This is a genomic window from Hymenobacter psoromatis, assembly GCF_020012125.1.
Lineage (GTDB): Bacteria > Bacteroidota > Bacteroidia > Cytophagales > Hymenobacteraceae > Hymenobacter > Hymenobacter psoromatis.
Window position 1 is genome coordinate 1,016,846 of the sequence record NZ_JAIFAG010000001.1, and the last position, 25,977, is coordinate 1,042,822.

23 protein-coding genes and 1 tRNA gene are annotated in these 25,977 nt (G+C 60.3%); 8 read left to right on the forward strand and 16 right to left on the reverse strand.

The window, feature by feature from the left end; genetic code table 11:
• The first annotated feature begins 13 nt into the window (after positions 1 to 13).
• Together LC531_RS04300 and LC531_RS04305 are read left to right on the forward strand one after the other, a co-directional pair.
• The gene (locus LC531_RS04300; protein WP_223649090.1) at positions 14 to 1,177 is read left to right on the forward strand and encodes an alpha/beta hydrolase-fold protein; all 1,164 of its coding nucleotides are present in this window, start codon (positions 14 to 16) and stop codon (positions 1,175 to 1,177) included.
• Between the two features lie 307 nt (positions 1,178 to 1,484).
• Complete coding sequence (locus LC531_RS04305) at positions 1,485 to 2,339, forward strand: hypothetical protein (RefSeq protein WP_223649091.1); 855 nt, start codon at positions 1,485 to 1,487, stop codon at positions 2,337 to 2,339.
• A 129-nt stretch (positions 2,340 to 2,468) separates the two neighbouring features.
• On the opposite strand, the gene LC531_RS04310 is transcribed toward LC531_RS04305, so the two are convergent.
• A complete protein-coding gene (locus tag LC531_RS04310) occupies positions 2,469 to 3,323 on the reverse strand; it encodes a dienelactone hydrolase family protein (protein ID WP_223649092.1) in 855 nt (284 codons plus the stop codon).
• A 279-nt stretch (positions 3,324 to 3,602) separates the two neighbouring features.
• Here LC531_RS04310 and LC531_RS04315 point away from each other — a divergent pair, with 279 nt between their 5' ends.
• Positions 3,603 to 5,237: an alpha-L-fucosidase gene (locus tag LC531_RS04315; RefSeq protein ID WP_223649093.1), complete on the forward strand. Its 1,635-nt coding sequence runs from the start codon at positions 3,603 to 3,605 to the stop codon at positions 5,235 to 5,237.
• Between the two features lie 86 nt (positions 5,238 to 5,323).
• Positions 5,324 to 6,874, forward strand: coding sequence for an alpha-N-arabinofuranosidase (locus LC531_RS04320; RefSeq protein ID WP_223649094.1), 1,551 nt, complete (start codon positions 5,324 to 5,326; stop codon positions 6,872 to 6,874).
• A 45-nt stretch (positions 6,875 to 6,919) separates the two neighbouring features.
• Here the strand turns inward: LC531_RS04320 and LC531_RS04325 are convergent, their stop codons facing one another.
• The 7 genes from LC531_RS04325 to LC531_RS04355 form a co-directional block, all read right to left on the reverse strand.
• Complete coding sequence (locus tag LC531_RS04325) at positions 6,920 to 8,221, reverse strand: ABC1 kinase family protein (protein ID WP_223649095.1); 1,302 nt, start codon at positions 8,219 to 8,221, stop codon at positions 6,920 to 6,922.
• 163 nt (positions 8,222 to 8,384) lie between these two features.
• The gene (locus LC531_RS04330; RefSeq protein ID WP_223649096.1) at positions 8,385 to 9,020 is read right to left on the reverse strand and encodes a TetR family transcriptional regulator C-terminal domain-containing protein; all 636 of its coding nucleotides are present in this window, start codon (positions 9,018 to 9,020) and stop codon (positions 8,385 to 8,387) included.
• Positions 9,021 to 9,147: 127 nt separating this feature from the next.
• Complete coding sequence (locus tag LC531_RS04335) at positions 9,148 to 9,675, reverse strand: DsbA family protein (protein WP_223649097.1); 528 nt, start codon at positions 9,673 to 9,675, stop codon at positions 9,148 to 9,150.
• Between the two features lie 79 nt (positions 9,676 to 9,754).
• Positions 9,755 to 10,213 carry a redoxin domain-containing protein gene (locus LC531_RS04340; protein WP_223649098.1) on the reverse strand — a complete coding sequence of 153 codons (459 nt, stop codon included), beginning with the start codon at positions 10,211 to 10,213 and terminating at the stop codon, positions 9,755 to 9,757.
• 81 nt (positions 10,214 to 10,294) lie between these two features.
• A complete protein-coding gene (locus LC531_RS04345; RefSeq protein ID WP_223649099.1) occupies positions 10,295 to 11,605 on the reverse strand; it encodes a cryptochrome/photolyase family protein in 1,311 nt (436 codons plus the stop codon).
• A 135-nt stretch (positions 11,606 to 11,740) separates the two neighbouring features.
• On the reverse strand, positions 11,741 to 12,457 hold the full coding sequence (locus LC531_RS04350) for an SDR family NAD(P)-dependent oxidoreductase (RefSeq protein ID WP_223649100.1): 717 nt from the start codon (positions 12,455 to 12,457) through the stop codon (positions 11,741 to 11,743).
• A gap of 92 nt (positions 12,458 to 12,549) precedes the next feature.
• Positions 12,550 to 13,470 (reverse strand): DMT family transporter, encoded by a 921-nt coding sequence (locus LC531_RS04355; RefSeq protein WP_223649101.1) that lies wholly within the window; start codon positions 13,468 to 13,470, stop codon positions 12,550 to 12,552.
• A gap of 167 nt (positions 13,471 to 13,637) precedes the next feature.
• Between LC531_RS04355 and LC531_RS04360 the strand changes: the two genes are divergently transcribed.
• On the forward strand, positions 13,638 to 14,933 hold the full coding sequence (locus LC531_RS04360; protein WP_223649102.1) for a replication-associated recombination protein A: 1,296 nt from the start codon (positions 13,638 to 13,640) through the stop codon (positions 14,931 to 14,933).
• Between the two features lie 90 nt (positions 14,934 to 15,023).
• Here LC531_RS04360 and LC531_RS04365 read toward each other — a convergent pair whose 3' ends face one another.
• From LC531_RS04365 to LC531_RS04390, 6 genes are all read right to left on the reverse strand, one after another.
• The gene (locus LC531_RS04365) at positions 15,024 to 15,173 is read right to left on the reverse strand and encodes a DUF2281 domain-containing protein (protein ID WP_223649103.1); all 150 of its coding nucleotides are present in this window, start codon (positions 15,171 to 15,173) and stop codon (positions 15,024 to 15,026) included.
• A 23-nt stretch (positions 15,174 to 15,196) separates the two neighbouring features.
• Positions 15,197 to 15,718 (reverse strand): hypothetical protein, encoded by a 522-nt coding sequence (locus LC531_RS04370; protein WP_223649104.1) that lies wholly within the window; start codon positions 15,716 to 15,718, stop codon positions 15,197 to 15,199.
• 24 nt (positions 15,719 to 15,742) lie between these two features.
• Positions 15,743 to 17,584, reverse strand: coding sequence for an ABC transporter ATP-binding protein (locus LC531_RS04375; RefSeq protein ID WP_223649105.1), 1,842 nt, complete (start codon positions 17,582 to 17,584; stop codon positions 15,743 to 15,745).
• 235 nt (positions 17,585 to 17,819) lie between these two features.
• Positions 17,820 to 18,341 (reverse strand): TonB family protein, encoded by a 522-nt coding sequence (locus LC531_RS04380; RefSeq protein WP_223649106.1) that lies wholly within the window; start codon positions 18,339 to 18,341, stop codon positions 17,820 to 17,822.
• 67 nt (positions 18,342 to 18,408) lie between these two features.
• Positions 18,409 to 19,911 carry a sodium:solute symporter gene (locus LC531_RS04385; protein ID WP_223649107.1) on the reverse strand — a complete coding sequence of 501 codons (1,503 nt, stop codon included), beginning with the start codon at positions 19,909 to 19,911 and terminating at the stop codon, positions 18,409 to 18,411.
• Positions 19,912 to 20,057: 146 nt separating this feature from the next.
• Positions 20,058 to 21,071: an MBL fold metallo-hydrolase gene (locus tag LC531_RS04390; protein ID WP_223649108.1), complete on the reverse strand. Its 1,014-nt coding sequence runs from the start codon at positions 21,069 to 21,071 to the stop codon at positions 20,058 to 20,060.
• Positions 21,072 to 21,201: 130 nt separating this feature from the next.
• Here LC531_RS04390 and LC531_RS04395 point away from each other — a divergent pair, with 130 nt between their 5' ends.
• Positions 21,202 to 21,936, forward strand: coding sequence for a Bax inhibitor-1/YccA family protein (locus LC531_RS04395; RefSeq protein WP_223649109.1), 735 nt, complete (start codon positions 21,202 to 21,204; stop codon positions 21,934 to 21,936).
• Positions 21,937 to 22,015: 79 nt separating this feature from the next.
• Here the strand turns inward: LC531_RS04395 and LC531_RS04400 are convergent, their stop codons facing one another.
• Positions 22,016 to 23,899: a M61 family metallopeptidase gene (locus tag LC531_RS04400; RefSeq protein ID WP_223649110.1), complete on the reverse strand. Its 1,884-nt coding sequence runs from the start codon at positions 23,897 to 23,899 to the stop codon at positions 22,016 to 22,018.
• 108 nt (positions 23,900 to 24,007) lie between these two features.
• A complete protein-coding gene (locus LC531_RS04405; RefSeq protein WP_223649111.1) occupies positions 24,008 to 24,712 on the reverse strand; it encodes a methyltransferase in 705 nt (234 codons plus the stop codon).
• A 236-nt stretch (positions 24,713 to 24,948) separates the two neighbouring features.
• On the opposite strand from LC531_RS04405, the gene LC531_RS04410 reads away from it, so the two are divergent.
• Positions 24,949 to 25,030: transfer RNA gene (locus LC531_RS04410), tRNA-Leu, on the forward strand.
• 164 nt (positions 25,031 to 25,194) lie between these two features.
• Complete coding sequence (locus LC531_RS04415) at positions 25,195 to 25,908, forward strand: phosphatase PAP2 family protein (RefSeq protein WP_223649112.1); 714 nt, start codon at positions 25,195 to 25,197, stop codon at positions 25,906 to 25,908.
• Positions 25,909 to 25,977 lie beyond the last annotated feature (69 nt).

The window sequence follows — 25,977 nt, forward strand, 5'->3', positions numbered from 1 at the left end:
GCTTTATTTTTAAATGAAAAGCCGCTGCCTAATGCCGCTGCTGGGCCTGCTGCTGGCCGGCTCGGCCCTGGCCCAAACCACGCTGCGCCTGCCGGGCCTACCCCCCGCCACGCCGGCCGGCCCGGTGTACGTGGCTGGCTCATTCAATAACTGGCAGCCCGGCGCGGCCAGCTACGCCCTGTCCCGCCAGCCCGATGGCAGCTACCAGCTGACGCTGCCGGCCACCGTGCTGGGGCCGCAGGAGTTCAAGTTTACCCGCGGCTCGTGGGCCACTGCCGAGGCTGATGCTCATTTCCAGCCCCTGGCCAACCGCCATGCCGATTTCGGCGCGCCCGCCACGCTCACCCTGCAAGTGGCGGGCTGGGAGGACCAGCGTCCCGGCGGCGCGCCCGCCGCTCGGCCTTCCACGCGGGCCGCTAACGTGCAAATAATCAGCGACTCGTTTCGGCTGCCGCAGCTGGGCGGGCGGGCGCGCCGGGTATGGCTATACCTGCCGCCGGGCTACGCCCGCGGCCACCAGCGCTACCCCGTGCTGTATCTGCAAGATGGCCAGAACGTATTTGACGACGCCACGGCCTTCGCGGGCGAGTGGGGCGTGGACGAAACCCTGAACCGCCTGGCCGCCACCGGCCAGCGGCCAGTACCCGGCATCGTGGTGGCCGTGGACAACGGCGGCGAGCGCCGCCTCGACGAGTACTCGCCCTGGGCAAATGCGGAGTATAAGAAGGGTGGCGAGGGCGAGCAGTACGTTGATTTTCTGGCGCTTACCCTCAAGCCATACATTGATGCGCACTACCGCACCCGGCCCGATGCGGCGCACACGGCCATTGCGGGCTCCAGCATGGGCGGGCTCATTGCGCTCTACGCGGGGCTGAAGTACCCGGCTGTGTTTGGGCGGGTAGGGGTGTTTTCGCCGGCCATCTGGTTTGCCAAAGACTCGCTGCTGGCTTACGAGCGCCGCCGGCCGGCCGCGCCGGCTAGCCGCTTCTACTTCGTGGCCGGCCCGGCCGAAAGCGAAACCATGCTGCCGCTCATGGCCGCCGCCCGCAACGAGCTGCTGGCGCGCGGCGTGCCTGCAAGCCACCTGCGCCTGCGCGCCCCCGCCGACGGTCGCCACGCCGAATGGTTCTGGCGGCGCGAGTTTGGTCCCGCCTATCGCTGGCTGCTGGCCGAATAAGCGTTCAGCTTACTCACTGGTTGGACCGGGGGTAGGAGGTTTTTTAATAACGCCAAATTTTTTTGCGAGCTTACAGAAAGCGTGTATATTTGCCACTCTATGAGCCATCGCCAGCTAGTCATTATGTGCCTGAATAACCGACCCAAACCGGGCCTCGGAATCGTGCTGCACGGCTGGCCGCCACGGGAAATCAGCAACTAACCATGCTGCCGCTCCCCCCGCCCCGCTACGTTTATCAGCCCGATTCCAGGTCCTCTGGATTCGGGCTTTTTTTTGTTATTTTCCCGTTATCTCTTTTCCAGAAATTATGTCACTCCACCTGCTCGCCCGCCCCCACCACCCCGCCGCGCCCGCCTCGGGGGTAGTCTGGAAGATGCTATTTGACCGCCAGCAGGCGCTGCTGCACCGCTGGGTGGGGCCGGCATTTGGGTCGGCGTTGGCCGAGCTGGGCCTGCGCCGCGATGCCCTACCCCCCCTCGCCGCCATCGGGCAGCTGGTGCACCGGCGCACCGGCTGGACGCTGCTGCCCACCGGCGCGCCCGTGAGCGAGGCTACTTACTGCGCCGCCCTGGCCCGGCGCGAGCTGCCCATCGTGTCCAGGCTGCGCGGCTTTATCGAGTTCGACCAGCCGTCGGGCGGGGCCGACCTGTTTACCGACCTCTTCGGGCGGGTGCCGCTGCTGCTGGAACCCGGCTACGCCGAGGCCCTGCACGAGCTGGGCCACGCCGGAGAGCTGGCCACCACGCCGACGGCCACTGCGCTGCTGCGCCGCTTCACCCAGGCCACTTTCGAGCGTGGGCTGCTGGCCCCCGCGGGCGGCGGGCGGCCACAGCTCTACGGGGCCACGCTGCTGACTTCGGCCCGGCACCTGCACGCGGCCGCCGCCGCCGAGCCAGCCGCCCGGCAGCCGCTGGCCACCGCGCTGCGCACGCTCGCCCTACCCCCCGCTACCGACGCGAGCCCGATGGCCGTCGGCCCCGAAATCTACTACGTGGCCGAAAGCTGGGCCGACCTGCTGCTGGCCGTGCGGCAGCTGCGCCCCGAGTTGATAAAAACCCAGCGCCAAGCCCTGGCTCTACCTCCGCTGGGCGCGGCTACGGCGGCCGAAGGCCGGGGCGCGGCGTTCGCGACGCGGGTGCCGGCCCTGCGGCAAGCGGGCTGACTGTTAGATTATTGTGTAGAAAATATGGCTAGTAAGTGAGGGGTTCCGCGCAGGCTACTCATGCGCTAAAAAAACAAGCGCCCGCTACTAGCCGGTAGCGGGCGCTTGGTGGCGCGGGGTGGGGTAGGGCTACGCTTTCAGGCGGGCTTTGAGGTAAGCCAAGGCTTTCTGATGCGCGTCGGCGGCCAGGGGCTGGTTGTACTTGGGGTTGGAAGGGTTGGCGAAGGCGTGGTCGGCGGGGTATTCTTTCACGGTTACCTTCTTGCCAGCGGCGGCCATATCTTTCTCAAATTGGCCCACCACTTCAGGGTTAATCCACTTGTCTTGCTCAGCAAACAGGCCCAGCACGTCTGAATTCAGCGTTTTGAGCTTGGCGACGTCCTTCTCGGGCATTCCGTAGTACATCACGCAGCCCACAGTTTGCTTGCCGCCGAGTAGGGCGGCTTGCAGGCTCCAGCCACCGCCGAAGCACCAGCCGATGCTGGCTAGTTCAGCCTTGGGGCCGGCGTAGGCTTCCGCCCCTTTGATGATGGCCGTGGCGCGGTCGGTTTTCACGCCCTGCATCAGCTTGCCGGCTTCTTCGGGGGTAGTGGCCACCTGGCCGTCGTAGAGGTCGAGGGCGATGACGTTGACGCCCGGCAGCTCCTCGGCGTACTTGGCGGCTTCCTTCTTAATGTAGTCGTTCAGACCCCACCACTCGTGGATGACGAACAAATATTTGTTGCTGGGCTTAGCGCTTTTGATTTCAAAGCCGTGGCCGGCCTGGCCGTCACTGGTTTTGAAAGTAATCATTTGGCCATCACCTTCATACGAGTAGGGTAGGGGCGCGTCATGGCCGCCCGAGAAGTCCTTATCGGTGGCCAGCATGGCGAAGGCTTCGGTGGCGCTGGCCGTGGCCGGGCGCACGCAGCAGCTCATCGAGGTTTGGGCAGTTGCTGAGCCGATAGTGCAGGCGGCGGCCAGCAGAAGGAATAGTTTTTTCATGAAAAAAAGCTGAAGGATTATCTCCGCATTAACCTCTTGGCGGACTATAGGTTTAGGCGAAGCAGGCCCTACCCCCAATCGCCAGAACAAAGGCCCTCCGTTGGTCGCCGCTTTTCGGGCTTCACTACCCCGGCGCGCGCCACCCAGCCCGGCCAGAAGCCCACAGAGTAGCATTTGGAATAGCAGGCCGTAACTAGCGCCCGTGCCGACTAACTACTGCGGCGTTACTTGCGCGAGCTATTCGCCCGTCTCTGCTACTCATCCATCACTTTCCCGCCCATGAACCGCCGTAATCTGTTGAAGAACATGGCCTTGGCCGCGCCGGCCGCCTGGCTGCCGGGGGCGCTGGCCAGCCGTAGCCTGCGTCTGGCTAGCGCTCCTACTCCTTTTGCGCCCACCTGGGAATCGCTGGCTCAGTACCAGGTGCCCGACTGGTTTCGGGATGCCAAATTTGGCATTTGGGCGCACTGGGGGCCGCAGTGCCAGCCCGAACACGGCGACTGGTACGGCCGATTGCTGTACGAGGAGGGGAGCGACGACTATAAATTTCACGTGGCGAAGTATGGCCACCCGTCGAAATTCGGCTTCAAAGACGTTATAAACGAGTGGAAGGCCGAAAGCTGGAACCCCGACCAGCTCGTGGACCTCTACCGGCGGGCCGGGGCTAAGTATTTCGTGGCCCTGGCCAATCATCACGACAACTTCGACCTCTACCAGAGCACGCACCAGCCCTGGAACTCGACGCGCCTGGGGCCGCGCCAGGACATTATCGGTGGCTGGGCCAAGGCGGCCAAAAAGCATGGCCTGCGCTTTGGGGTGAGCGTGCACGCCGCCCACGCCTGGACGTGGTACGAAACGGCCCGGCAGGCCGACAAAACCGGCCCGCTCGCCGGCGTGCCCTACGACGGCCGCCTAACCGCCGCCGCCGGCCGGGGCCAGTGGTGGCAGGGCTACGACCCCCAGGCCCTGTACGCCCAAAACCACGCGCCGAGCGCCGCCCAAACGCCCGGAGCCAGTCCGCGGCAGTGGGACTGGGGCGACGGGGCGAGCCGGCCAGACCGCGCCTACTGCGAGAAATTTTACCAGCGCACCGTGGAGCTGCTCGACAAATACGAACCCGATTTGGTGTATTTTGATGATACCGCCCTGCCGCTGTGGCCCGTTAGCGACGTGGGCCTGCGCGTGGCGGCCCATTACTACAACACCAACCGCCAGCGCCACGGCGGCCAGCTGGAGGCCGTGGTGACCGGTAAAATCCTGAATGAGCAGCAGCGCCGCTGCCTGGTCTGGGATGTGGAGCGCGGCCAAAGCAACCGGCTGGAGCCCCTGCCTTGGCAAACCGACACTTGCCTGGGCCAGTGGCACTACGACCGCCGCATTTTTGAGCAGCACGGCTACAAAAGCGCCCAAACCGTGGTGCACACCCTGGTGGACGTGGTGAGCAAGAACGGCAATCTGCTGCTGAGTGTGCCCGTGCGCGGCAACGGTACCATCGACACCGACGAGCTGGCCATTGTGGAGAGCATTACGGCCTGGATGGCGGTCAACGGCGAGAGCATCTACGGCACCCGGCCCTGGCAAGTGTTCGGCGAAGGCCCCGCCCAAGCCCAGGCCGCCCAGCTTAGCGCCCAGGGCTTTAATGAGGGTAAAGGCTTGGCTTTTGAGGCGCGGGATATCCGCTTCGCCACCAAGGGCGACGTGCTCTACGCCACGGCGCTCGGCTGGCCCGCCGAGGGGCAGCTGCTCATCACGGCGCTGGCCGCGGGCAACCCTTTGCGCCCGCAGCCGGTGCGCCAGGTTGAGCTGCTGGGCCACGGCCCGGTGGCCTTCGAGCGCACGGCGCAGGGGCTGCTGTTGCGCCTGCCCGCCCAGCCCGCGGCGGGCCTGGCGTATGCATTCAAAATAAAGGGGTAGGGAAGTAATGATAAGCACAATCGATTGTGCAATATTGCGGCGGCATGCAGCTCTCCCGCTTTTCCCACCCCAGATTTTCCCCGCTCATGAAGCTGACTTATTCTTGCGTGCTTGCCGCTGCACTTGCGCTGACTCCGCTGCTGGCTCCGGCCCAAACCGTGCAGCTCACCGTGCGGCCCGGCGACCCCAAGCTGCTCATTAGCAAGCATATTCAGGGACAGTTTGCCGAGCACTTGGGGCGTTGCATCTACGGCGGCTTTTGGGTTGACCCCAGCCTGGACGTGCCCAAGCAGGGCCGCCTGCGGCTCGACATTGTGCGGGCGCTCCAGAAGATTCACGTGCCTAACCTGCGCTGGCCGGGCGGCTGCTTTGCCGATACGTACCACTGGCATGATGGGGTAGGGCCGGCCGCCCAGCGCCCCAAAATGCTGAATCTGTGGTGGGGTAATACGTTGGAAGACAATAGCTTCGGTACCCACGAATTTTTGGAGCTGTGCGGCCTGCTCGGCACCGAGCCCTACCTGGCCGCCAACGTGGGCAGCGGCACAGTGCAGGAAATGGCGGGCTGGATGGAATACCTCAACTCCGACGAGGACACGCCCCTGGTGCGGGAGCGACGCGCCAACGGCCACCCCGCACCCTATAAAGTAAGCTGGTGGGGCATCGGCAACGAGAGCTGGGGCTGCGGCGGCAACATGACGCCCGAATATTACTCCGATGTGTACCGGCGCTACGCCACCTTCGCCCACGACTACCCCGGCACTGCGCTCAAGCGCATCGTGAGCGGGGCCAACGCCGACGATGCCCACTGGACCGAAACGTGCATGAAAAACATCGGCCCCGGCCGCATGTGGGGCCTCACGCTGCACTACTACACGCTGCCCACTGGCGACTGGAGCCACAAGGGTCCGGCCACGGGCTTCGACGAGGCGCAGTACTTCAGCACCCTGCGCAACTGCTTGAAAATGGACGCGATAGTGACCAAGCACAGCGCCATTATGGACCAGTACGACAAGGAGAAGAAGGTGGCGCTGCTCGTGGATGAGTGGGGCGTATGGACCGATGTGGAGCCTGGCACCAACCCCGGCTTTCTGTACCAGCAAAACACGCTGCGCGACGCGCTGGTGGCGGGCACTACCCTCAATATTTTCAACAACCACTGCGACCGCGTGCGCGGGGCCAACCTGGCCCAGGCCGTGAACGTGCTGCAAGCCCTCGTGCTCACCGACAAGGAAAAGATGCTGCTCACGCCCACCTACCACGTCTTCGACCTCTACCAGGTGCACCAGGACGCGGAGTTCCTACCCCTCGAATTCAGCAGCCCCGACTACGTGCTGAACGGCGAAAAAATCCCGGCCCTCAACGCCTCGGCCTCCAAGGATAAGCAGGGGGTAGTGCACTTGTCGCTCGTCAACCTCGACCCTCACCAGACCCTGACCCTGGAAACCGCCCTGCCCGGCGTGAGCTGGAAAACGGTGACCGGCCGCGTGCTGACCTCGGCGAAAGTCAACGATTACAACTCGTTTGAGAAGCCCGATAACGTTAAGCTGGCCGATTTTAAAGGAGCCAAAAAGCGCGGCGACAAGCTAGCCGTTGCCCTACCCCCCAAGTCGGTGGTAGTGCTGGAAGTGAGGTAGGCGGGAGGGAAATTATGCAGAAGCCGTCTGTCATTGCCTCCCTCACTAGGCTGTTTGCACCACCGCACCCAAATCGGTGAGCAGCGAGAATAGCCCCACGTAGGTCCGATTGAGGTACACAAAGTGGGCTGAGCCACGGGGTTCGCGCTGCTGGCGCAGGTCGTCGTCCTGCATCAGGTCGTCGCCGAGTGCGTACAGGCTTTTAAGGTAGGTAGGGTCGCCGAAGTTGAAAACCGGCTCGCGGAAGGGGCGGCCCACCAAGCTCAGCGACTGCGTGAGGGTACGCAGATACATCTGGCGCAGGGCGGGCGGGTCGGTGGGGCGCAGTACGCCGGCCTCGGTCAGCAGTAGTTCGAGGCGGGCGGGGTCGTCCAGGGTTTCGGGGGCCAGCAGGCTCAGGAACTGCTGCTGTTCCCGCTCCGGCACGTCCTTCACGCAGCCAAAATCGAGCACGCCCACCGTGCCGCCGTCGGTGAGGCTGAACAGGAAATTGCCGGGGTGCGGGTCGGCGTGCAGCTGGCGCAGGGTGCGCAGCTGGTACTGGTAAAAATCCCACAGCGCCTGGCCCAGCTGGTTACGCACCTCCTGGCTGGGGTTTTGAGCCATAAATTCCTTTAGGTGCTGGCCGGGCAGCCAGTCCATCGTGAGGATGCGCGCGGCCGAGAGGGCGGGGTAGTAGGTCGGGAATTGCAGGTGCGGCAGGTGGCCGCACTTGGCCGCCACGGACTGGCCACGGCTCAGTTCCAGCTTATAGTCAGTCTCTTCCAGCAGGCGCGCCTCCACTTCGGCGATGTAGGGGCGCAGGGTTTCCTCCTTGAGGCCCATGATGCGCAGGGCCACCGGCTTCACCATCGCAATGTCGGAACGAATGCTCGCGCCAACCCCTGGGTATTGCACCTTCACGGCCAGCGGCTTCCCCATTTTACGGGCAAAATGCACCTGCCCAATACTGGCTGCCTGCCGCGCCTGCGGGTCAAACTCATCAAACACCTCGCCGGGCGAGTGCCCAAACGCGTCGCGGAACGCCTTGACTACCAGCGGCCCCGACAGCGGTGGCGTCTGGTACTGCGCCTGCCGGAACTGCTCGGCGTAGGCCGGCGGCAGCAGGTTTTTTTCCATCGCCAGCATCTGGGCCACCTTCAGTACCGAGCCCTTCATCTCGCTCAGCGTGCCGTATAGCTCCTCCGCGTTGGCCTGGTGCAAGTCGGCGGTGGGCGAGTCGACCCCCACGGCGCGCTTGGCGTAGTACTGCACGTAGTTGGCCCCCACCTTGAAGCCAGTTTTGGCGAAGCGGGCGGCCCGCGCCACCTTGGATGTCGGCAGTGATTCCTGAGGTTGGTCAGACATTTTTTGGAGGTAGTAAAAGCTTGAAAAACAGAACGGTCATGCTGAGTTTGTCGAAGCATCTCTACCGCGTAATTAACTCCAGCGTCAGGAATTACTTATGCAGTAGAGATGCTTCGACAAACTCAGTATGACCGTTCTTTACAATTTCTCTATAAAAAGAGGTTTACGAATGCTTGTGCAGTAGAAACCGCCCAAAATCGAAGGCCGAATCCAATGTATTCCTACCCACTAAATCGAAACTCAGCGTCACGGCTTTTTCCACGGCCGCGTCGGTGCGCTCGAAATTGGTTGACTGGTCGCGCACGAAAAAGAGCAGGATGAATTGTAGTTGACGCAGAAAAATGCGGCCGTAGCCATCTTCCAGCATGGGCCGGCTGGCTACCTCGCCGGTAGCACGGCCCTCGCGCAGCAAGTCGGCTACGAAGTGCTTGAATTCCATCTCAAACTTGTCCAGCACCTTCGGAATTACGGCTGGCCGGAAGCGCTGCGAGCGGCCCAGCGCCAAGATGGCGTAGCTGCGGTTGTTCTTCATGATTTCGAGCAGCGTGTAGTAAAAAGCCAGCAGCTTTTCGCGGGCACCGTAGCCTGCCCAGGTCGGCTCCTGGCTGGCCTGGCTCAGCGCGTTGCGGCCAAAATCGGCCCATATTTCGCGGTCCATTGCCACGAAGGAGGCGAAGTGGCGGTAAAATTCGGCCTCCGAAATGCCTTGCGCATCGGCGAAGACAAAAACGGTTTTGGGCGCGTGGCCTTGGCGGCGCAGATAGTCGAGGTAGGCGGCTTTGAGGTCGGATGCTTCCATGCGGGTATAACCGTCGCGGGGCGGGCGTGGTTCGGCATTTTCGCTATTCGATGCACGTAATACTGTTTGGCTTTGAGCCAAGCATTTGCTGCGTAGTCGCCACAGCAAATTTGAGCGTGGAAGTTTGTTAAGTCAATTGGCTTTGCAAGAATTCCGTTAGGCCCTGGCCTTGCCATTCACCATCAAATTTTTGACCATTCAGGAAGAACGAAGGAGTACCATTGACCCCACTCCGCACCCCGCTCTCAAAATCGCTTTCTACCTTGCCAGCCATAGTCGGGTTCTGCATATCCTGAGTAAACTTCTCTATATCAAGCCCTAGCTGCCGGGCGAAACCAATAAGGTGCTGTTCATCGAGCTGGTTTTGATGCTCATATAGCGCGTCGTGCATCTCCCAGAATTTGTGTTGCTTGGCTGCTGCCTCGGCCGCCAGCGCGGCTTGCTGCGCGTGAGGATGCACTTCAGTAAGCGGAAAATTGCGAAATACAAATTCCAGTTTGTTGCCCAGGGCCTGCTGAGCGGCCCGCACGGCCGGATAAGCTTGGCCGCAATAGCTGCACTGGTAGTCGCCATACTCCACCAACTGAAGGGGAGCTTTGGCCGGACCCTGGCGGTGGTCCTGGTCGCCGATAGCAGGTTGCAAGTGTGCGCTCATAACTGAAAATTATTAACGAAGAAATTCTTAACTCACAACTGGCCAGATTCTCAGAGCCCGGCACGGCGTATTTGAATCGCTACGCATCCAGCTTTTCGAGTGCTTCCAGAATACCGTCCGCACCTGGGTTCACCTCGTTGGGCGACAGGTAACTCCACCGGATAATTCCCTGCTCATTGAGCACGAATAAAGCCCGCTTGGCAACCCCAGTCTGCTCATCATAAGCGTCGTATTGGCGGGCTACCGCGCCTTTGGGCTCAAAATCGGCTAATAATGGAAAATGTAGCTTCCGGTTGTCGCTGAAAGCTTTGTGGCACCATAGGCTATCTACCGACAAGCCCAGCAACTGCGCGTTGTGCCGGTCAAATAGCTTCAGCGTTTGGTTGTAGAGCGCCATTTGGTCGCTGCACACGGGGCTCCAGTCGGCGGGATAAAAAGCCAGAATGACTTTTTTGCCTTGCAGTTCACGCAGCTTCAGGGTCTGGTTGGGGCCAGCACTCAGCTCAAAATCGGGGGCTTGGGTACCAACGGCTAACATGATGGAAAAGGAGATAAAGAGGTAAGCTACCAGAGCTTACGCGGGCCAGCTTAAAATGACTATTGCGCGAGCGGACCGGCGCTACTTCCTACCCTTCCGAATCAGGTCCAACGCCCGCTCGCGGCCAAACCTGTGGTCCACGATGGGAGCGGGGTAGGCGTCGGTGCCGAACTCGGGCAGCCATTGCTTGGCGTAGGCGAATTCGGGGTCGTACTGCTTCTGCTGGCTGTCGGGGCTGTATATCCGAAACCAGGGCGCGGCCACCGCGCCGGTGCCGGCCATCCACTGCCAGTTGCCGATGTTGTTGCTCATGTCGTAGTCGATGAGCTTCTCGGAAAAGTAGTGTTCGCCCACCGTCCAGTCCATGAACAACTGCTTCACGAAAAAGCCCGCCGCTGCAATGCGCGCCCGGTTGTGCATGTAGCCGGTTTCATTGAGTTGCCGCATGCCGGCATCCACGAGGGGGTAGCCGGTGCGGCCCTCGCACCAGGCGCGGTACTGCTCCGGGTCGTCGCGGTAGGGTAGGTGGCGCATCTTAGGGTCGTAGGCTTCGGTGGCGGTATTGGGAAAGTGCCACAGCAGCATCATAAAGAAATCCCGCCAAATCATCTCGTTCAGCAGCTTCTCGTTCAGCTCCTCAGCCTGCGCCATGAGCTGGCGAATGCTGAGCGTACCAAAGCGTAAATGCACCGAGCGGTGGGTAGTGCCGCGGTTATTGGCCGGGAAGTCGCGCTTTTCAGCGTAGCTCTTCACCACCGGCACATCGGGCAGGCGCACGGGCGGCGTAGGTTGCTCGTGCCGCCCAAAGCCCATGCTAGCCAGGGTAGGGCGGCTGGCATCGCCACTTTTGGGCCGGGCTAGATTCTCCTTTTTAAGCAGGTCTTTCGACGGGTGCGGCGCGAAGCTATTGGGCTTCAGCTGTGCTTTCCAGGTTTTAGAATACGCCCCGAAAACCTTGTGTGGCTTGCCATTCTTGGTCATCACCTCGTCTTTGGCAAAAATCACCTGGTCCTTGAAGGTATTGAGCGTCACTTTTTCCTTTTCCAGCAATTGCGCGATGGCTTGGTCGCGCTCGGTGGCGTAGGGCTCGTAGTCCTCGTTGGTATACACGGCGGCCACGTCGTAGTCCTTCAGCAGCTGCCGGAACACGTCGGGGGTGCGCCCGTAGCGGGCCAGCAGGCCGCCACCCACCTCGTGGGCCTCATGGGCCAGCCGCTCCACCTGGTCGAAAATAAAGGTGAGCCGAGCATCATTTTTTGGTAATTTTTCCAGAATGGTCTGGTCGTAAATGAACAGCGGCAGCACCGGGTGCCCGCTTTGCAACGCCGCCGCCAGCCCCGCGTTGTCCTGAAAGCGCAGGTCGCGCCGGTGCCAGAAGATGGTGATTTTCATGTTTTGAGTTGCTTAAAAGGACGGTCATGCTGAGCTTGTTGAAACATCTCTACCGCTCCATTGGACGAACCCGAACGGCGCGGTAGAGATGCTTCGGCAAGCTCAGCATGACCATCCTCTATATTATTTACTAAACTACTTCAACTTACCCATGCCGCCGTCCACGGCCAAGACCTGGCCGGTAATAAACGTGGTCTGGTCGGAGAGCAGGAAAGCAGCCATATTAGCTAGGTCGGTAGGCTGGCCCACGCGCTGCAAAGGGTGGCGCTTGGCCCCGGCCTCGGCTTTTTCGGGCGTGTTGAGCAGGGCTGCGGCCAGCGGCGTATCGGTGAGGCTGGGCGCCAGGCAGTTGACGCGCAAGCCGCTGGCAGCGTACTCGGCGGCCAGGGCACGGGTCAGGCCCTCCAGGGCCGCTTTGGCGGTGGCAATGCTAGTGTGGAAGCTCATGCCCACTGCCGCCGCTACCGTGCTGAACAGCACCACGCTACCCCCGCCCTCGGCCTTCTTGAGGCGCTTAACGCAAGCTTGCAGCACCCGCACTGCGCCGAGCACGTTCAACTCAAAATCGGCCTGAAAATCCTCGACCGGTACCCGCTCGAAGGGCCGCAGCTTGATGGAGCCGGGGCAGTATACCAGGCCGTGCAGCACCTCGGGCAGCCCATCCAGGGCCGTGCCCACGGGCTGCGTCGCATCGTAGGTAAAGTGGGTGGGCGAGAGGGCCGCCAGCTCGGCCGGCAGGTGGCGCGAGGCGGTGTAAAGCGTGGCCCCGTCGACGTGCAGCAGCTGAGCCGTAGCCAGCCCGATACCCGACGAAGCGCCGACCACCAGGATATTCTTACCAGTAAAATTCATTGCGAAGTGCGAGCAAGGATGGAGCCTTGCTAACTACCGGCCGCAAGCAAGGTTTTATTAAACCGTGAAAGGCTTCGCGACCCGCAGCTGTTTCACTCCGCTAACATCTCGGCCGGTATTGGCGCGGGCCGCGTCTTCTTGCTTACCAACCACACCCCCAGGAAGATAAGTACTGCCTGCCCGGCTTTGCTCCAGCTGAGATGGTCCTTGCCCAGGGCCACGGCGATGAGCACGGCCAGCACCGGCTGCAAATAAATATACACGCCCAGCAAGGCCGGCGAGGCGTATTTCAAAGCCCAATTATTTAATAAGTAAGCAATAATGGTGAGAAAAACTACCATGTAGCCCACTTCCAACCAAATTTTCAGCGGGAAGCTGGCGTAATTGGTGTGCCAGGCCTCGCGCCAGCCGAAAGGCACTGCGATGATGGCTCCCACTAGAAACACCCGCGCCAAGACCGTGAAGGCGTGATACTTGCGCATCAGCGGCTGCACCATGACCAGGTACAGGCCAAATACGGTGGCATTGGCCAGAATAAAGATATTGCCCAGCGTGGCGTGCGGATACACGGCCGCCCGCGCGTCGCGGCTCAGAATGAGCGTGGCCGCCCCCGCCGCGCCTACCCCAATGCCCAGCACCCGCGGCAACGTAATACGCTCGTGCAGCAGCACGGCCGAGGCGATGACGACCACGATGGGCGCAATGGTTTGTAGCAGCGAGGCGCTGATGGGCGACGTATAATTCAGCCCCGCAAAAAACAGTAGCTGGTTGGTCCCAATGCCGAAAATGCCGCAGAGAATAGACCGCCGGTTATCGGCCCAGCCGGTAATTTTTTCGTGCGGGGCCACGAAATATTTGACGAGCGCAAAAAACGTGGAAGCTCCCAGCACGCGCAGCGTTACGATGCCGAACGGGGTCATAAAATGCGGCATCACGTCCTTGGCTAAGGAATAATTGGCCGCGTAGATGAGGGCAACGAGAAAAAGGGCCGCGTGAACGCGCTGGGAAGACATTTTTCGTTTTTTGTTGGTTGTTTTTCGTTAGCCGACCTCGGTCTGACAGCTGAGGCCAGGTGAGCAGTTTCTGCCATTGCGCCAGCCGAGCAAAGCGGGCGCTACCCACGATTGTTCAGCCAGCAACGACAGACGAATAACGAGTAACAAAAACGAATAATAAAAAAATGCCTTCCCTCTTCGATATCCCTACCCCCCCGCCGCTGGCCGAGCGCCGCCGCCCGCGCCGGCTGCAAGATTACGCCGGCCAGACGCATTTGCTGGGCGAAAGCGGCGTGCTGAGTCGCTACCTGGCCGCCGGCCGCCTACCCTCCCTTATTTTGTGGGGGCCGCCGGGCGTGGGCAAAACCACCCTGGCCCTGCTGCTGGCTGAGGAGCTAAAGCGGCCGTTTACTATGCTCTCGGCCATCAGCGCGGGGGTGAAAGACGTGCGTGAAGTAATTGAGCGAGCGCGCAAGCAGTCCGGCACAGTGCTCTTTATTGATGAGATTCACCGCTTTAGCAAAGCCCAGCAGGATGCCCTGCTCGGAGCCGTGGAGCAGGGGGTAGTCACCCTCATCGGGGCCACCACCGAAAACCCGTCGTTCGAGGTAATTCCGGCCTTGCTCTCGCGCTGTCAGGTGTACACGCTGGAGGCATTGCCGGCCGATACGCTGCGCGATATCGTGCGCCGGGCGCTGGCCGAGGACGAGCTGCTGCGCGTAATTCCGGTGGACGTGGTGGAAGACCACGCCCTGCTGGCCCTCAGCGGCGGCGATGCCCGCAAGCTGCTGGGCCTGCTGGAGCTGGTGGTGCAAAGCACCCCACCCGACCCCGCCACCGGCCGCGTGCGCCTCAGCGACGAGGCCGTGCAGCGCACCGCCCAGCGTCCCCTGGCGCGCTACGACAAGGGCGGCGAGATGCACTACGACGTGATTTCGGCCTTCATCAAGAGCATCCGCGGCTCCGACCCCAACGCCGCGCTCTACTACCTGGCCGTGATGCTCGAAGGCGGCGAAGACATCAAGTTCATCGCCCGCCGCCTGCTCATTCTCTCCTCCGAAGACATCGGCAATGCCAACCCCAACGCCCTGCTGCTGGCCCAAAGCTGCTTCCAGGCCTGTACCGTTATCGGCCTGCCGGAGTCGGATTTAGTTCTTTCTCAAACGGTTATTTATCTCGCTACTTCGCCCAAGAGCAACGCCGCCTACACCGCCATTCGGGCGGCTCAGGCCCAGGTGCGCGCCCAGGGCGTGCACCCCGTGCCGGTGCCTCTGCGCAACGCCCCTACCAAGCTGCTCCAGGAGCTAGGTTACGGCCAAGCGTATCAGTACTCGCACAACGGGGTAGGGAATTTTGAAAGCCAGGAATTTATGCCCGACGCGCTCAGCGGCACCCGTTTTTACGAGCCGGGCGATAATGCGGCGGAAATTAAAATCCGCGAGCGGCTGCGCGAGTGGTGGCAGGAGAAATACGGGTATTGAGCGCAGATTTTGGCGGTGTGCGTCAAATAGAAATCACACACATTCCTCAAAATCCTTTAGCGGCTCATCAAAGTCGTCGGCCATGATAATCTAACCCTTACCTGCCCCAAACTGCCGCTCTTTTAGCGGCGGTTGTTCCTTATGAATCTCCGTTTTTAAGAAACTTACAAAGTCCTGTACCTCGGCTTGCAGTTCGGGGGGTAGGGAAGCGATTTCTTCGGAGAGCTGGGAGGCAGACATTGGGTTAATATTACAGTGCGAATTCAAAGAGGTTTAATGCGTTTGTACTTCAAAAGGGCATGAAAATCAGCGCGAGTAGCTGGCGGCACAACGCTCGTTGAATTTAGAAAATAAATTTCTTTTGAATGATAATTCGCCTGACGCAACAAAATCCATTGACCAGATGACGTGGCCGTTTTCTCAATATTGCTCCACAATGTTAATTCCCGGTCGCCATCTGGAGCTATTCCTTGTTCGTCCAAGCGGTACGCTATTCCATCTTTTATAGTGTTGCTCTGGCTGTAATTTCGCCGCAGGCTGTACCAAGTGGCAATCCAAATCAATAAAATAGCTCCTGATATTAGCAATAAGGGACGTGCACTTTGCCAATCTACTGCTGCAAAACCTGCATCCACCACTATAAGAGCGAGAAATATCAGTGTAATAAGCAGAATAATAGGCAAGCTTACGTAGATAGCCGGATGTCTGGCCCGATACTCAGCGAAGCTTAGCTTTCGATATTCGGCATAAGTTAGCGGGAACGCAGCAATAACTATTGGTTGCATAAACATGGAAGTTGAGTCGACAAATTACGCCAGCTCAAACTGCAACCGCAATAAATTAGCATACAGTCCGCCTTCGCGGTCGCTCAATTCCTCGTGCGTGCCCGCTTCCACGATGCGGCCGCCGTCGATGACCAGGATTTTATCGACCTTGCGGATGGTACTGAGGCGGTGGGCAATAATGAGGCTGGTGCGGTTCTGCATCAGCTCGTCGAGCGCGCCCTGCACCATTTTTTCGCTCTCACTGTCCAAGGACGATGTGGCTTCGTCGAGGATGAGAACCGCCGGGTCTTTGAGGATGGCGCGGGCGATGGCCACCCGCTGCCGCTGCCCGCCCGAAAGCTTGATGCCGCGGTCGCCAACTACCGTATCCAGGCCCTCGGGGAAGAGCGAGATGAACTGCCAGGCGTTGGCGCGCGTGGCAGCTTCGATGATTTCATCATCGGTAGCGCCCGGCTTGCCATAGGCGATGTTGTCGCGGATGCTGCCGCCGAAGAGTAGCGTTTCCTGCGGCACGATGCCGATGTGGCGGCGCAGGGCCGTGAGGTCGTAGTCGCGCACGTCGTGGCCGTCTATCAGGATGCGGCCGCCGCTGAGTGGGTAGAACTGCATCAGCAGGCCGGCAATAGTGCTTTTGCCCGCGCCGCTGGGACCGACGAGCGCGATTTTTTCGCCCGCCGCGATGTGAAAGTTAATGTCTTGCAGCACCGCAATGTCGGGCCGGGTGGGGTAGCGGAAGGCCACATGCTCGTAGCGAATATCACCGTGCAACTGGGTCGCCACCCGGCCGAGGGCTGGCTCCTGGTGGGTCGGCTCGGGCGTTTCGTCCAATATTTCTAGGATGCGCTCGCTTGCGCCCAGCGTGCTTTGTACCTTGCCGTACATCTCGCCGAGGCCCGCCACCGACGCGCCAATGAAAGCCGTGTAAATAATAAACGATACCAACTGTCCAACTTCGAGGTGGCCGGGACCAGGCGTATATACGAGGGTAGCACCCCGCCACAGCACCAAAATAATGCCCCCAAATAGTCCGATAATCACGAACGACACGAAGCCACCGCGGTACAAATTGCTTTGCAGCGCCGCCCGCACTACTTTGTCAAGCCCCACCGTGTAGCGCCGGGTCTCAAACTGCTCGTTGGTAAACGCTTTTACCGAATTAATGGCCTGCAAGGTTTCCTCCACGATGGTGTTGGTATGTGCCAGCTCCTGCTGCGTAGTGCGGGCCAGGGTGCGGATTTTGCGCCCAAACAGCCCCGCCGCCGCCACGATGGGCGGAAACGTAACCAGCATAAACAGCGATAATTTTACCGACACCAGCATGATAAACGTGATGCCGCCCAGCAGCGTGAACACTTGCCGAAACAGCTCGGCCAGCGTCAGCGAAAACGTATCCTGTATCTGCGCCACGTCCGAAGTAATGCGCGACGTGATGGCCCCCACGCGGTTTTGCTCAAAAAACGGAATGGGTAACTGCACGAATTTGGCGTAGAGCGCCCGCCGAATATCGCGCACCGTGTACTCGCTCACCTGTGTGAAAAACCAGATGCGCCCGAACGAGAAAAAGCCCTGAAATACGATAACTGTAAAGAGTAGCAGCGCAATGCGATTGATGCTAAGTGTCATGCCACCGGGCAGCGTTACCGCTTTGTGGTTGGCCGCGTCCACAAGCTTGCCCGCTACCCACGGAAATGCCATAAATGTGCTGCTACTCAGCACCAGCATCAGCAGGCCCACAATAAACTTGGCCCGATAGGGTAGCACAAACCGGAAAATCCGCAGGCTCCGCTTCAGCGATTCTTTGTTAACTTTTGCTTTGGGCAGGTCGGCCATGAGGTCGCCGCCGGTATTCATTCCGCTACGGGCCATAATTTAATCGGGGCCGGCGTTGGGCCGGCGGGCTTATTTATAAACGGATAAAGGCGGAAATTGCTTTAGAAGCTGCGCTCTTAGTCAAGGATAATTAGCTTCAAAAAGAACGGTCATGCTGACGAAGGAAGCATCTCGCTCGCTTCATTCGCGCCGCTGTAACGAAGCGAGTGAGATGCTTCCTTCGTCAGCATGACCGTTCTTTTTGGCTAGTTCTAATTCAATAGTTAATCCCTCAATTCAGCCCCGGCGCATCCTTCGCCGAGCGGGGCACTTTGCGGTCATTCTCAAACTGCGTCACGCCCGCGTTGTTGAACGGCACGGGCACTTGCACCAGCACGGGCACCGGCACGCCGCGCCGGGTGGCGGGCTGCCAGGGGGGTAGGGCCTGCACCACGCGCAGGGCCTCGGCGTTGCACTCGGGTGATAAGCCTTTGGCGATGACCGGGTTAATGAGCTTACCATCGGTGCCCAAGGTGGCCGTCACGAGCACATCGCCGGTTATGCGGGCCTGCTTTGCCTTAACTGGTATTTTTACGTTTTGGGCAAAAAACTTACCCATCGCCTCCTCGCCGCCCGGAAACTCGGGGGCGTGGTCGGGGCGGTTTTCGGCTCCGCCGCCAGCTTGCAGCTTCATATTGCCAGGCGTAAGGGTGATAGGAGCTTGCGCGGAGGCGGGGGGGGTAGGGTGGCGGGCTTGTGCCCAGCCGGCCAGCGGCGCGGCCAGGGCCAGTAAGAAGAGAAACAGGGCGCGCATAGAACGTAGAAATCAGGAAGTTAATGAATGAACCATGAACCACCTGACGCAGCAAAAATCATCCCAGTTAAGACAACGCCACACCCACTTCGGTTCGGGCCGGAGGCCGCGAAATCAAGAGTAAGCCCAGGTAAATGAGTGCTCCGTTGAGCAGTAAAATCTCAAACCCGAACTTGTAGCCGTTGAGCCACTCCACGGAGTGAGATACGATGAGCAGCGTGAGCAGCGGCCCCAGCACGCACACCGGCAGCACTAGCCGCTCGCGCAGCATTCGCCGCGTAAAAATGCCGAAGCTGTAGAGCGCCAGTAGCGGCCCGTAAGTGTAGCCCGCCGCCGTAAATACCGCCGACAGTAGATTCTGGCTATTTACTACTCTGAAAATCAAGATGATAATAATAAGTACCACCGTCCAGCCCAGGTGCGTGGCCTGGCGCAGGCGGGTTTGCCGGGCCTCCGGGTACTGCCCAATGGTCAGAAAATCCACGCAGAAGGAGGTCGTGAGCGCCGTGAGCGCCGAGTCGGCCGAGGCGTAGGTAACGGCAATTAAACCCAAGATAAAAATGACGCCCGCGAAGAGCGTAAACTGCGTGGTGGCCAGGTAAGGAAATACCTTATCGGTATCGAAGCCGCCCTTGGCGTTGAGCAAGTTGGGCAAATGCGTTAGGTCAATGCCGCGGGCGGCGGCGTACTGATATAGCAGCACGCCGAGAGTCAGAAACAGCGCGTTTACCCCCACAATGACGATAGTGAACCAGAACATATTCTTCTGCGCCTCGCCCAAACTGCGGCAGCTTAAATTTTTCTGCATCAAATCCTGGTCGAGCCCGGTCATCACGATGGTAATGAAAATGCCCGACGCGAACTGCTTCCAGAAAAATCGGTCGTCCTTAAAGTCACCGAAATATATTTTCGACAAGTCGCTACCCCGCACCGAGGCCACAAGCTGCTTCAAACCTAAGTGTAATTCATTGGAAATAAAGTAAATGCTTAACGCTACGCAGCTCAGCATGGCCAGCGTCTGAAAGGTATCGGTCCAGAGAATGGTCTTGAGCCCGCCGCGAAAGGTATAGAGATAAATAAACAGAATGCTTACCACCACGGTCACCGTAAAAGGCACGCCCAGCTTATCGAATACTATGAGCTGCAACACATTAGCCACCAAGTAAAGCCGGATGGCCGAGCCCAGCGCCCGCGAAATGAGGAAGAATAGCGCGCCCGTTTTGTAGCTCCAGAAACCGAAGCGCTGCTCCAGATAGGTGTAGATACTCACCAGCCGCAGGCGGTAGTAGAGCGGCATCAGCACCGTGCCGATAACCACGTAGCCCACCACGTAGCCCGCCACCACGGCCAGGTAGCTCCAGCCCTTGGTATACACGCTGCCCGGCACTGAAATGAACGTGACGCCCGAAAGCGAGGTCCCAATCATGGCAAACGCCACCATGTACCAGGGTGCGCTGCGGTTGGCGATGAAAAAACTCTCGCTGGTAGCCCGGCGCGAGGTCAGCACCGCAATAATAACGAGCACCGTGAAGTAGCCCGCAATCAGGCTCAGAACAAGGGTAGGCGACATTCAGTAAGTTAATGATGGAGTGAAATGGTGAGTCAAGCGTTTGCTCGCCAAAGCCCCAGCCAGTCAACCGGCAAAGGTATCCGCTCCGCCCCGCTCCAAAAGCACCGCTCTCCAAATCTCTACCCCCCTAAATCACCAGTTCGCCACTATTCCCACTTCGTCCAGTCCAGCACTTCGCCCACAGCGGGGGCGTGCAGGGTGCCGCGCAGTAGGCCGCCAGCCACCACCTCCGTTAGCAGGCGCAGCGGCTCGGAAGCGGGCTCGTCGCTCAGGTCGAAGGTGCCATAGTGCATGGGCACCACGTGGCCGGCGCGCAGCACGTTGGCGGCCTTGGCGGCCTCGTGAGGGTTCACGTGGCTCTGACTCATCATAAACGGCGGCTTGTAGGCCCCGATGGGCATCAGTAAAATATCAACCGGCCCGAACGTCTGCTCAATCTGCTCGAAGTGTTCGGCGTAGCTCGTGTCGCCGGCGAAGTAGATAAGCCGGTCGGCGGTCTTTAATAAAAAGCTGCCCCACAATATTTTATTCAAGTCAAATAGCCCGCGCCGGCTCCAATGGCTGGCGGGCAGGTAGTACAGCTCAAAGGGTGCGGTCGGGCCCAAGTCGAACTGCTGCCACCAGCCGGCTTCCTGCACCGGCAGGGTAGGGGCTATTCCGCCCAGCAGCCCGGCCGTACCCAGCGCTGAGAGTACCTTCAGTTGGGGGTTGTGCTGCGCCAAAACCTTGATAGTCTGCTCATCCAGGTGGTCGCGGTGGGCGTGCGAGAGCAGCAGATAGTCCACGTTGCGCACGTCCTCAGGCCGGCAGGGTAGGGCGTGGCGGTGGCGCAGGCCCACCGACGAAAACAGTACCGGGTCGAATATCAGGCTCACACCCGCCACGCGCAGCAGAAAGCCGGCGTGCCCCAGCCACACCAGCATGTCCTGGGTCGAGAAAAAAGCCTCGGCGCAGGGCACCACGGCCGGAACCCAGGTATCGTGCTTCTTCTCTTCTTTCTGCGGATTAGCCGTTAGCTGCCAGCGTAGCGCCGTGCTCATCTTAGGCTCAAATAGCATCTCGCCATTGCAAAATTCGGAGCCGATGAGCTTGTTGCCGGGGTAGCCGGGCCGGATAGTACGTAGCGCCTCATTGCGGCGATAGTGGACGGGAGCGGACATGGAAAAGACCTGGGGACAGAAGCGGCAAATGGCACATTTTGGCCGCAATGTTGTTATAGTACCGTCGTTATCGGCTAAAGTTCGTAAGTTAGACCTGGCAACGTTTTCTCCGCCTTCAAGTATTTTTTTCATGAGCGACAATCAGTTTTCGCCCGACCGCGCCCGCGTCGCGGCCCGCCAGCTTTCGGCCGAGGAGGCCGCCCAGATTCAGGCCCAGTTTTTCACCCAGGTCTACGGCTGGATGGCTGCCGGCCTGGCCCTCACCGGGGGGGTAGCCCTATTTACGGCCGCCTCGCCCGCCGTGCAGGCCGTCATCTTCGGCAATAAGTTCGTGTTTTTCGGCCTCATCATCGCCGAGCTGCTGCTAGTGGGCTTCCTGTCGGCCCGTGTTTTTAAGTGGAGCCGTGGGCAGGTACAGGCCGCCTTTATCGCCTATGCTGCGCTCAACGGACTCACGCTGAGCGTGATATTTCTGATTTATACGGCCGGCTCCATTGCCTCTACCTTCTTCATTGCTTCCCTCATGTTTGGGGTAATGAGCGCCTTTGGCTACTTCACCAAGTCGGACCTCTCGGGCTGGGGCAAGCTGCTAAGCATGGCTCTCATCGGTCTGGTTATCGCTATGGTAGTCAACATGTTCTGGACTAATTCCACCCTGAACCTGCTCACGTCTTTTATTGGCGTTATCCTCTTCACCGCCCTGGCCGCCTACGATACCCAGAAGCTTAAGCAGCTGGCTTTTATCGGTGTAACCGAAGGCGAGGAAATGCATGACAATGCCTCCGTTCTGGGCGCGCTCACGCTGTACTTGGACTTCGTGAATCTGTTCCTGTTCCTGCTGCGCTTCTTCGGCCGCCGCCGGTAGAGTAGGGAATATCTGATAACAGAAATCCCCGTCCAATTACTTGGACGGGGATTTCTGTTGTTATAAAAACCAAGCTGAGCTATTTAGCCGCGCTGGCCAGCCAAGCGGCGCGCTGCTCTTTCTGGGCAGCGGTGGCCGTCATTTTGTCCACGCCTTCCATTGGCTGCACCTGCACGTTGGTATCCTCCGTGAGTACCACCTGCACGTTGCGCTCTTGGCCGGCGCGGTTGCGCACGCGCACCGGCACCAGGTCGGCGGGAGTGTGCTTGCGCATGATGCCTTCCAGGGTAGCCATGTCCGTGATTTTCACGCCGTCGAGCATCACCAGCTGGTCGCCCCGGTCGATGCCAGCCTTGTAGAGGCCCGAGCCGATGGTGGTGCCGCGCGCCAGAATGCAGCGGCCTTCCTCATCAAACTCCACCTGCCGGGGTAGGGCGGCGGCCAGCGCTTTCACCGGCACTACGGCCAAGCCCATCGTGGCCAGGTTTTCCTGGAAGCGCGGGGCCTCGTGCCCATATATGTAGCGCCGGAAAAACGAGCCCGCGAAGGCCGTATCCTTCGCCACGGTACCCAGCACGCGCTGCAAGTCGTTCACCGTAAAGGTTTTGGCCGGGGCCAGGGCAAGAGTTTGGTCTTTGCCAAACTCCTGCCACATGGCCTGCATGTACTTGTCGAGCGAGGTGTGGTAGCGCTGGCGTAGCTGCAAATCGAGGCACAGCGCCAGGCCGGCCCCCTGCACGTAGTACGAGAGGTAGGTATTGTTGCGGTTGGTGGGGTCCAAGGACACGGCCGCGTCCACAAAGCCCGCCTGCCGGCTCATATCCAGGGCCGAGGCGTAGCGCGCGCCCGGCGAGTTGAGGCGGGCATTCACCCAGGAGCTTACTTTTTCAAAGAACTGCTCATCGTTGTAGAAACCCGCCCGCCGCAACACCAGCTCGCCGTAATACTGCGTAAAGCCCTCGCCAAACCAGAGCGCGTCACTCATGTTTACCCGCTGAAAATCAAAGGGTTCCAGGCCTTGGGCGCGAATACGCTCGGTATTATACGAATGAAAAAATTCGTGCGACAAGGTACCCAGGTTGCGCAGCTCGCCTTCGTCGCGCAGGGGTAGGGGCGAAGTGAGTGAGGTTGAGTTGCGGTGCTCCATGCCGTCGCCGCTGGCCTGAGGCAGGTAGTCAGCCAGGAAGGTATAGCGGCCAAAATCAAATGCCGGATATTCGCCGCCGTACACGCCGGCCGCCTCGCGCACCACTTTCTGGGTCTTCTTCACGAAGGCATCGACCTCGGTGGCCGGGCCATTATAGTAGGTCGCCATCTCGAAGTTGCGCCCGCCATCCTGCCAGGTGTGGAGCAGCTGCGACGACCCCAGCACGGTGGGGCTATCCATAAAGTACTGAAGGTTAGGCGCGGCAAAGGTGGTTTTGTCGTCACCCGTGGCGCGCAGCTGGGTCGCTACCTTCCAGCCGGCCGGCAGCTCAAACTTGACTTCGGCCGGCCGGTTTTCCAGGCCCTGCGCGTAGCAGAAGGTAGCCGGCATATTCAGGTGCGCGTGCTGCTGGTCGATGCCCACGAAGGTGCCGTCGGTGCGGTCGCCGTAAAGCGTATAGTTGAACTGCACCGTACCATCGGCCCCCGGCGTTATTTCCCACGAGTACGGGTCAGGCCTGTTGAGGGGTAGCAGCTTGCCCGCGCCATCAGTGGCCACGGTATAGTACACGTTTTTAATAAAGTCGTGCAAGGCATAGCGACCCGGCGACGAGCGGGCCATGCGCACCAGTAGCTTCTGGCCGGCCGGTAGCCCCGCGAAGGTGGCCGTGATGCGCGCCTCATGGTGCACGGCGTTCGGGAAGGCGACGGCATAATGCACGGCCGGCCCACTGCCCGCACCCTGCGCCAGAGCCAGCAGGGGCAATAAACTGGCACTTATAGTGGATAGCACCCGCTGCTGAAAAAGTTTTTTCATAAAAACCAATTGAATAGTACTAATAAGTATCCTAAATGCCTCGGACTGGCCTATAGGCGCTACAAAGTAAGGTCCAAAGAAGCAATCCTACCCCCTTGAAGGCGCGAATTAATCTAGTAAAGTCGGCTCTGATTTGCCCGGCCGCAGCACGATGCTGGCGATAGCCTTCCCAAAAAAATACTGTTTCCAGGTAGGGCGCAAGCCGAGCCGCCACAGCTCGGCTCGCCAGGGGGGTAGGCGGCGCACTCGCAAGCCCACTGTGAGCCCAAAGAACAAGTACATCGTGCCCAGCAGCCACTGCCGCCAGCCCCGGCGAGCGGGCCGAAAGTCGGCCACTAGCCAGGGCGCGTCCGGCCGGCGCGCGGCTTGTAAGCGGGCCAGCGCGGCCGGCAGGTTGGCGGCCGTGAAGCAATCGAGCACGAAAAACGTGAGGATGGCATCGAACCGCTCGCCGGGCCGCAGGGCTATTTCCGTGCCCTGGCGCAGCTCCAGGACCGCGCCGGGCGGCGGGGGGTAGCGCCGCAGCCGGGCGCGGGTGCGGGCCAGCATGGCCGCCGAGGCTTCCAGGTACAGCACCCGCGCCTGGGGCCGCTGCCGCCAGATTTCAGTGAGCACCCAGCCCGCGCCGCCGCCCAGCACCAGCAGGTGCGGCGCGGGGCCGGGCGGCAGCCCCGCCACCAGCGCCGCCCGCTGCGCCCGCCGCAACGCCCCCCCAAATACCAGGCCCGCCAGCAAGTCATAGAAGCCGGCCACCCGCCCAAAGTCAACCCCGGCGGCGGGTGGGGGGGTAGGGGGTAGGAAGGAAGCAGCCATGCGGAAAAATAGATGCCGCAAGTTCTGGCCGAATCGGCCGGATATTCACCCAACGTGGCCGAGTAGGAAAAAATATTAGCGGCGCAAGTAGCTGAAAAACAAATTTCCGGCTGGCTCCCGGCGGCCAGCCCGCGCTCAAATACCGGCCCGTAGTTGCGCGAAGTCAATCAGGCTGCGTATCTTTGCCCCATCAAAAGCCTCCGCCGACCAGGTGAGCTGGCTTTTGAGCCCTACTTGCGCTTGTGGCGAAATTGGTAGACGCGCTGTCTTCAGGCGGCAGTTCCGCAAGGTGTGAGAGTTCGAGTCTCTCCGAGCGCACGTTTTTTGCTTAAAAAGCCAGTCCGGTTTCGGACTGGCTTTTTTTTGTTTTTTCGAGTAGATGGCTGCTCTCTAATGTGGCTAGTTTTATTGGTAATCCGTTTTAGCGAGCTTTCAGCTAATAGTCCGAACCAAAGCTAGTAGTCTAATAATCAGTAGTTATTATGCCTATTCCTGCCGCGCCGCCCGACCCGCCTGCCGCCAAGCCCGCTGCGCGGGCTGCGGGCCTGGCCGGGCTGCTCACTACCGAAGCCATCGTGGGCGGCCTCTTGTTCGTGTTGGCGTTTGGGCTGTTTTTCTACCTCACGCGGGTCGTGTTTCAGGAGCGCTCCCAGACCTTCGATAACTGGGGCTTTGCCCAAATGGACCGCCTGCGGGCCGCGCAGCCCTGGACTTTCGGGGCGATGAAGTTTATTACCTTTTTCGGGTCGGTAAAATTCTTTGTGCCGGCCAGCCTGCTGGTGCCGCTGCTGCTGCACCGGCGCGGCTACGGCCGCTACGCCGTCGAGCTGCTACTTTCGATGGGCGGTGGCCTGGTCCTCAACGAGTTGCTGAAGTTCTGTTTTCACCGCAACCGCCCCAGTACGGCCCTTTTTTACCAGTACGGCCTCAGCTTTCCGAGCGGCCACGCCATGATGAGTATGGCCTACTACGGCTGCCTGGCCTGGCTGGTAGTGCAGCACAGCCACCGCTGGGGCGTGGCCGCGGTGCTCATCAGCTTTGCCTTGCTGATTGGCGGTACCCGCGTGTACTTTCACGTGCACTACCCCACCGACGTGGCGGCGGGCTTCTGCGGCGGGGCGGTGTGGCTGGTGCTGCTGCGCACCAGCATCCGGCTATTCTGGAGGGAAAAGCGGGAGCTGGAAACGGCTGATTAACAATGGCTGTGACGCTGGGGCAGTAGCGCGATTTTTGTAAATCGCGTCCCCGTGCCGGTTGGTCAACCC

What these genes read in the sequence shown, in the direction of transcription:
- LC531_RS04305 (WP_223649091.1), top strand. Translation starts at nt 1,485, where the DNA reads ATGTCACTCCACCTGCTCGCCCGCCCCCACCACCCCGCCGCGCCCGCC.
- LC531_RS04375 (WP_223649105.1), bottom strand. Translation starts at nt 17,584, where the DNA reads ATGGCCCGTAGCGGAATGAATACCGGCGGCGACCTCATGGCCGACCTG.
- LC531_RS04325 (WP_223649095.1), bottom strand. Translation starts at nt 8,221, where the DNA reads ATGTCTGACCAACCTCAGGAATCACTGCCGACATCCAAGGTGGCGCGG.
- LC531_RS04345 (WP_223649099.1), bottom strand. Translation starts at nt 11,605, where the DNA reads ATGAAAATCACCATCTTCTGGCACCGGCGCGACCTGCGCTTTCAGGAC.
- LC531_RS04380 (WP_223649106.1), bottom strand. Translation starts at nt 18,341, where the DNA reads ATGCGCGCCCTGTTTCTCTTCTTACTGGCCCTGGCCGCGCCGCTGGCC.
- LC531_RS04330 (WP_223649096.1), bottom strand. Translation starts at nt 9,020, where the DNA reads ATGGAAGCATCCGACCTCAAAGCCGCCTACCTCGACTATCTGCGCCGC.
- LC531_RS04355 (WP_223649101.1), bottom strand. Translation starts at nt 13,470, where the DNA reads ATGTCTTCCCAGCGCGTTCACGCGGCCCTTTTTCTCGTTGCCCTCATC.
- LC531_RS04395 (WP_223649109.1), top strand. Translation starts at nt 21,202, where the DNA reads ATGAGCGACAATCAGTTTTCGCCCGACCGCGCCCGCGTCGCGGCCCGC.
- LC531_RS04365 (WP_223649103.1), bottom strand. Translation starts at nt 15,173, where the DNA reads ATGTCTGCCTCCCAGCTCTCCGAAGAAATCGCTTCCCTACCCCCCGAA.
- LC531_RS04400 (WP_223649110.1), bottom strand. Translation starts at nt 23,899, where the DNA reads ATGAAAAAACTTTTTCAGCAGCGGGTGCTATCCACTATAAGTGCCAGT.
- LC531_RS04360 (WP_223649102.1), top strand. Translation starts at nt 13,638, where the DNA reads ATGCCTTCCCTCTTCGATATCCCTACCCCCCCGCCGCTGGCCGAGCGC.
- LC531_RS04320 (WP_223649094.1), top strand. Translation starts at nt 5,324, where the DNA reads ATGAAGCTGACTTATTCTTGCGTGCTTGCCGCTGCACTTGCGCTGACT.
- LC531_RS04350 (WP_223649100.1), bottom strand. Translation starts at nt 12,457, where the DNA reads ATGAATTTTACTGGTAAGAATATCCTGGTGGTCGGCGCTTCGTCGGGT.
- LC531_RS04300 (WP_223649090.1), top strand. Translation starts at nt 14, where the DNA reads ATGAAAAGCCGCTGCCTAATGCCGCTGCTGGGCCTGCTGCTGGCCGGC.
- LC531_RS04405 (WP_223649111.1), bottom strand. Translation starts at nt 24,712, where the DNA reads ATGGCTGCTTCCTTCCTACCCCCTACCCCCCCACCCGCCGCCGGGGTT.
- LC531_RS04310 (WP_223649092.1), bottom strand. Translation starts at nt 3,323, where the DNA reads ATGAAAAAACTATTCCTTCTGCTGGCCGCCGCCTGCACTATCGGCTCA.
- LC531_RS04370 (WP_223649104.1), bottom strand. Translation starts at nt 15,718, where the DNA reads ATGCAACCAATAGTTATTGCTGCGTTCCCGCTAACTTATGCCGAATAT.
- LC531_RS04385 (WP_223649107.1), bottom strand. Translation starts at nt 19,911, where the DNA reads ATGTCGCCTACCCTTGTTCTGAGCCTGATTGCGGGCTACTTCACGGTG.
- LC531_RS04315 (WP_223649093.1), top strand. Translation starts at nt 3,603, where the DNA reads ATGAACCGCCGTAATCTGTTGAAGAACATGGCCTTGGCCGCGCCGGCC.
- LC531_RS04390 (WP_223649108.1), bottom strand. Translation starts at nt 21,071, where the DNA reads ATGTCCGCTCCCGTCCACTATCGCCGCAATGAGGCGCTACGTACTATC.
- LC531_RS04335 (WP_223649097.1), bottom strand. Translation starts at nt 9,675, where the DNA reads ATGAGCGCACACTTGCAACCTGCTATCGGCGACCAGGACCACCGCCAG.
- LC531_RS04415 (WP_223649112.1), top strand. Translation starts at nt 25,195, where the DNA reads ATGCCTATTCCTGCCGCGCCGCCCGACCCGCCTGCCGCCAAGCCCGCT.
- LC531_RS04340 (WP_223649098.1), bottom strand. Translation starts at nt 10,213, where the DNA reads ATGTTAGCCGTTGGTACCCAAGCCCCCGATTTTGAGCTGAGTGCTGGC.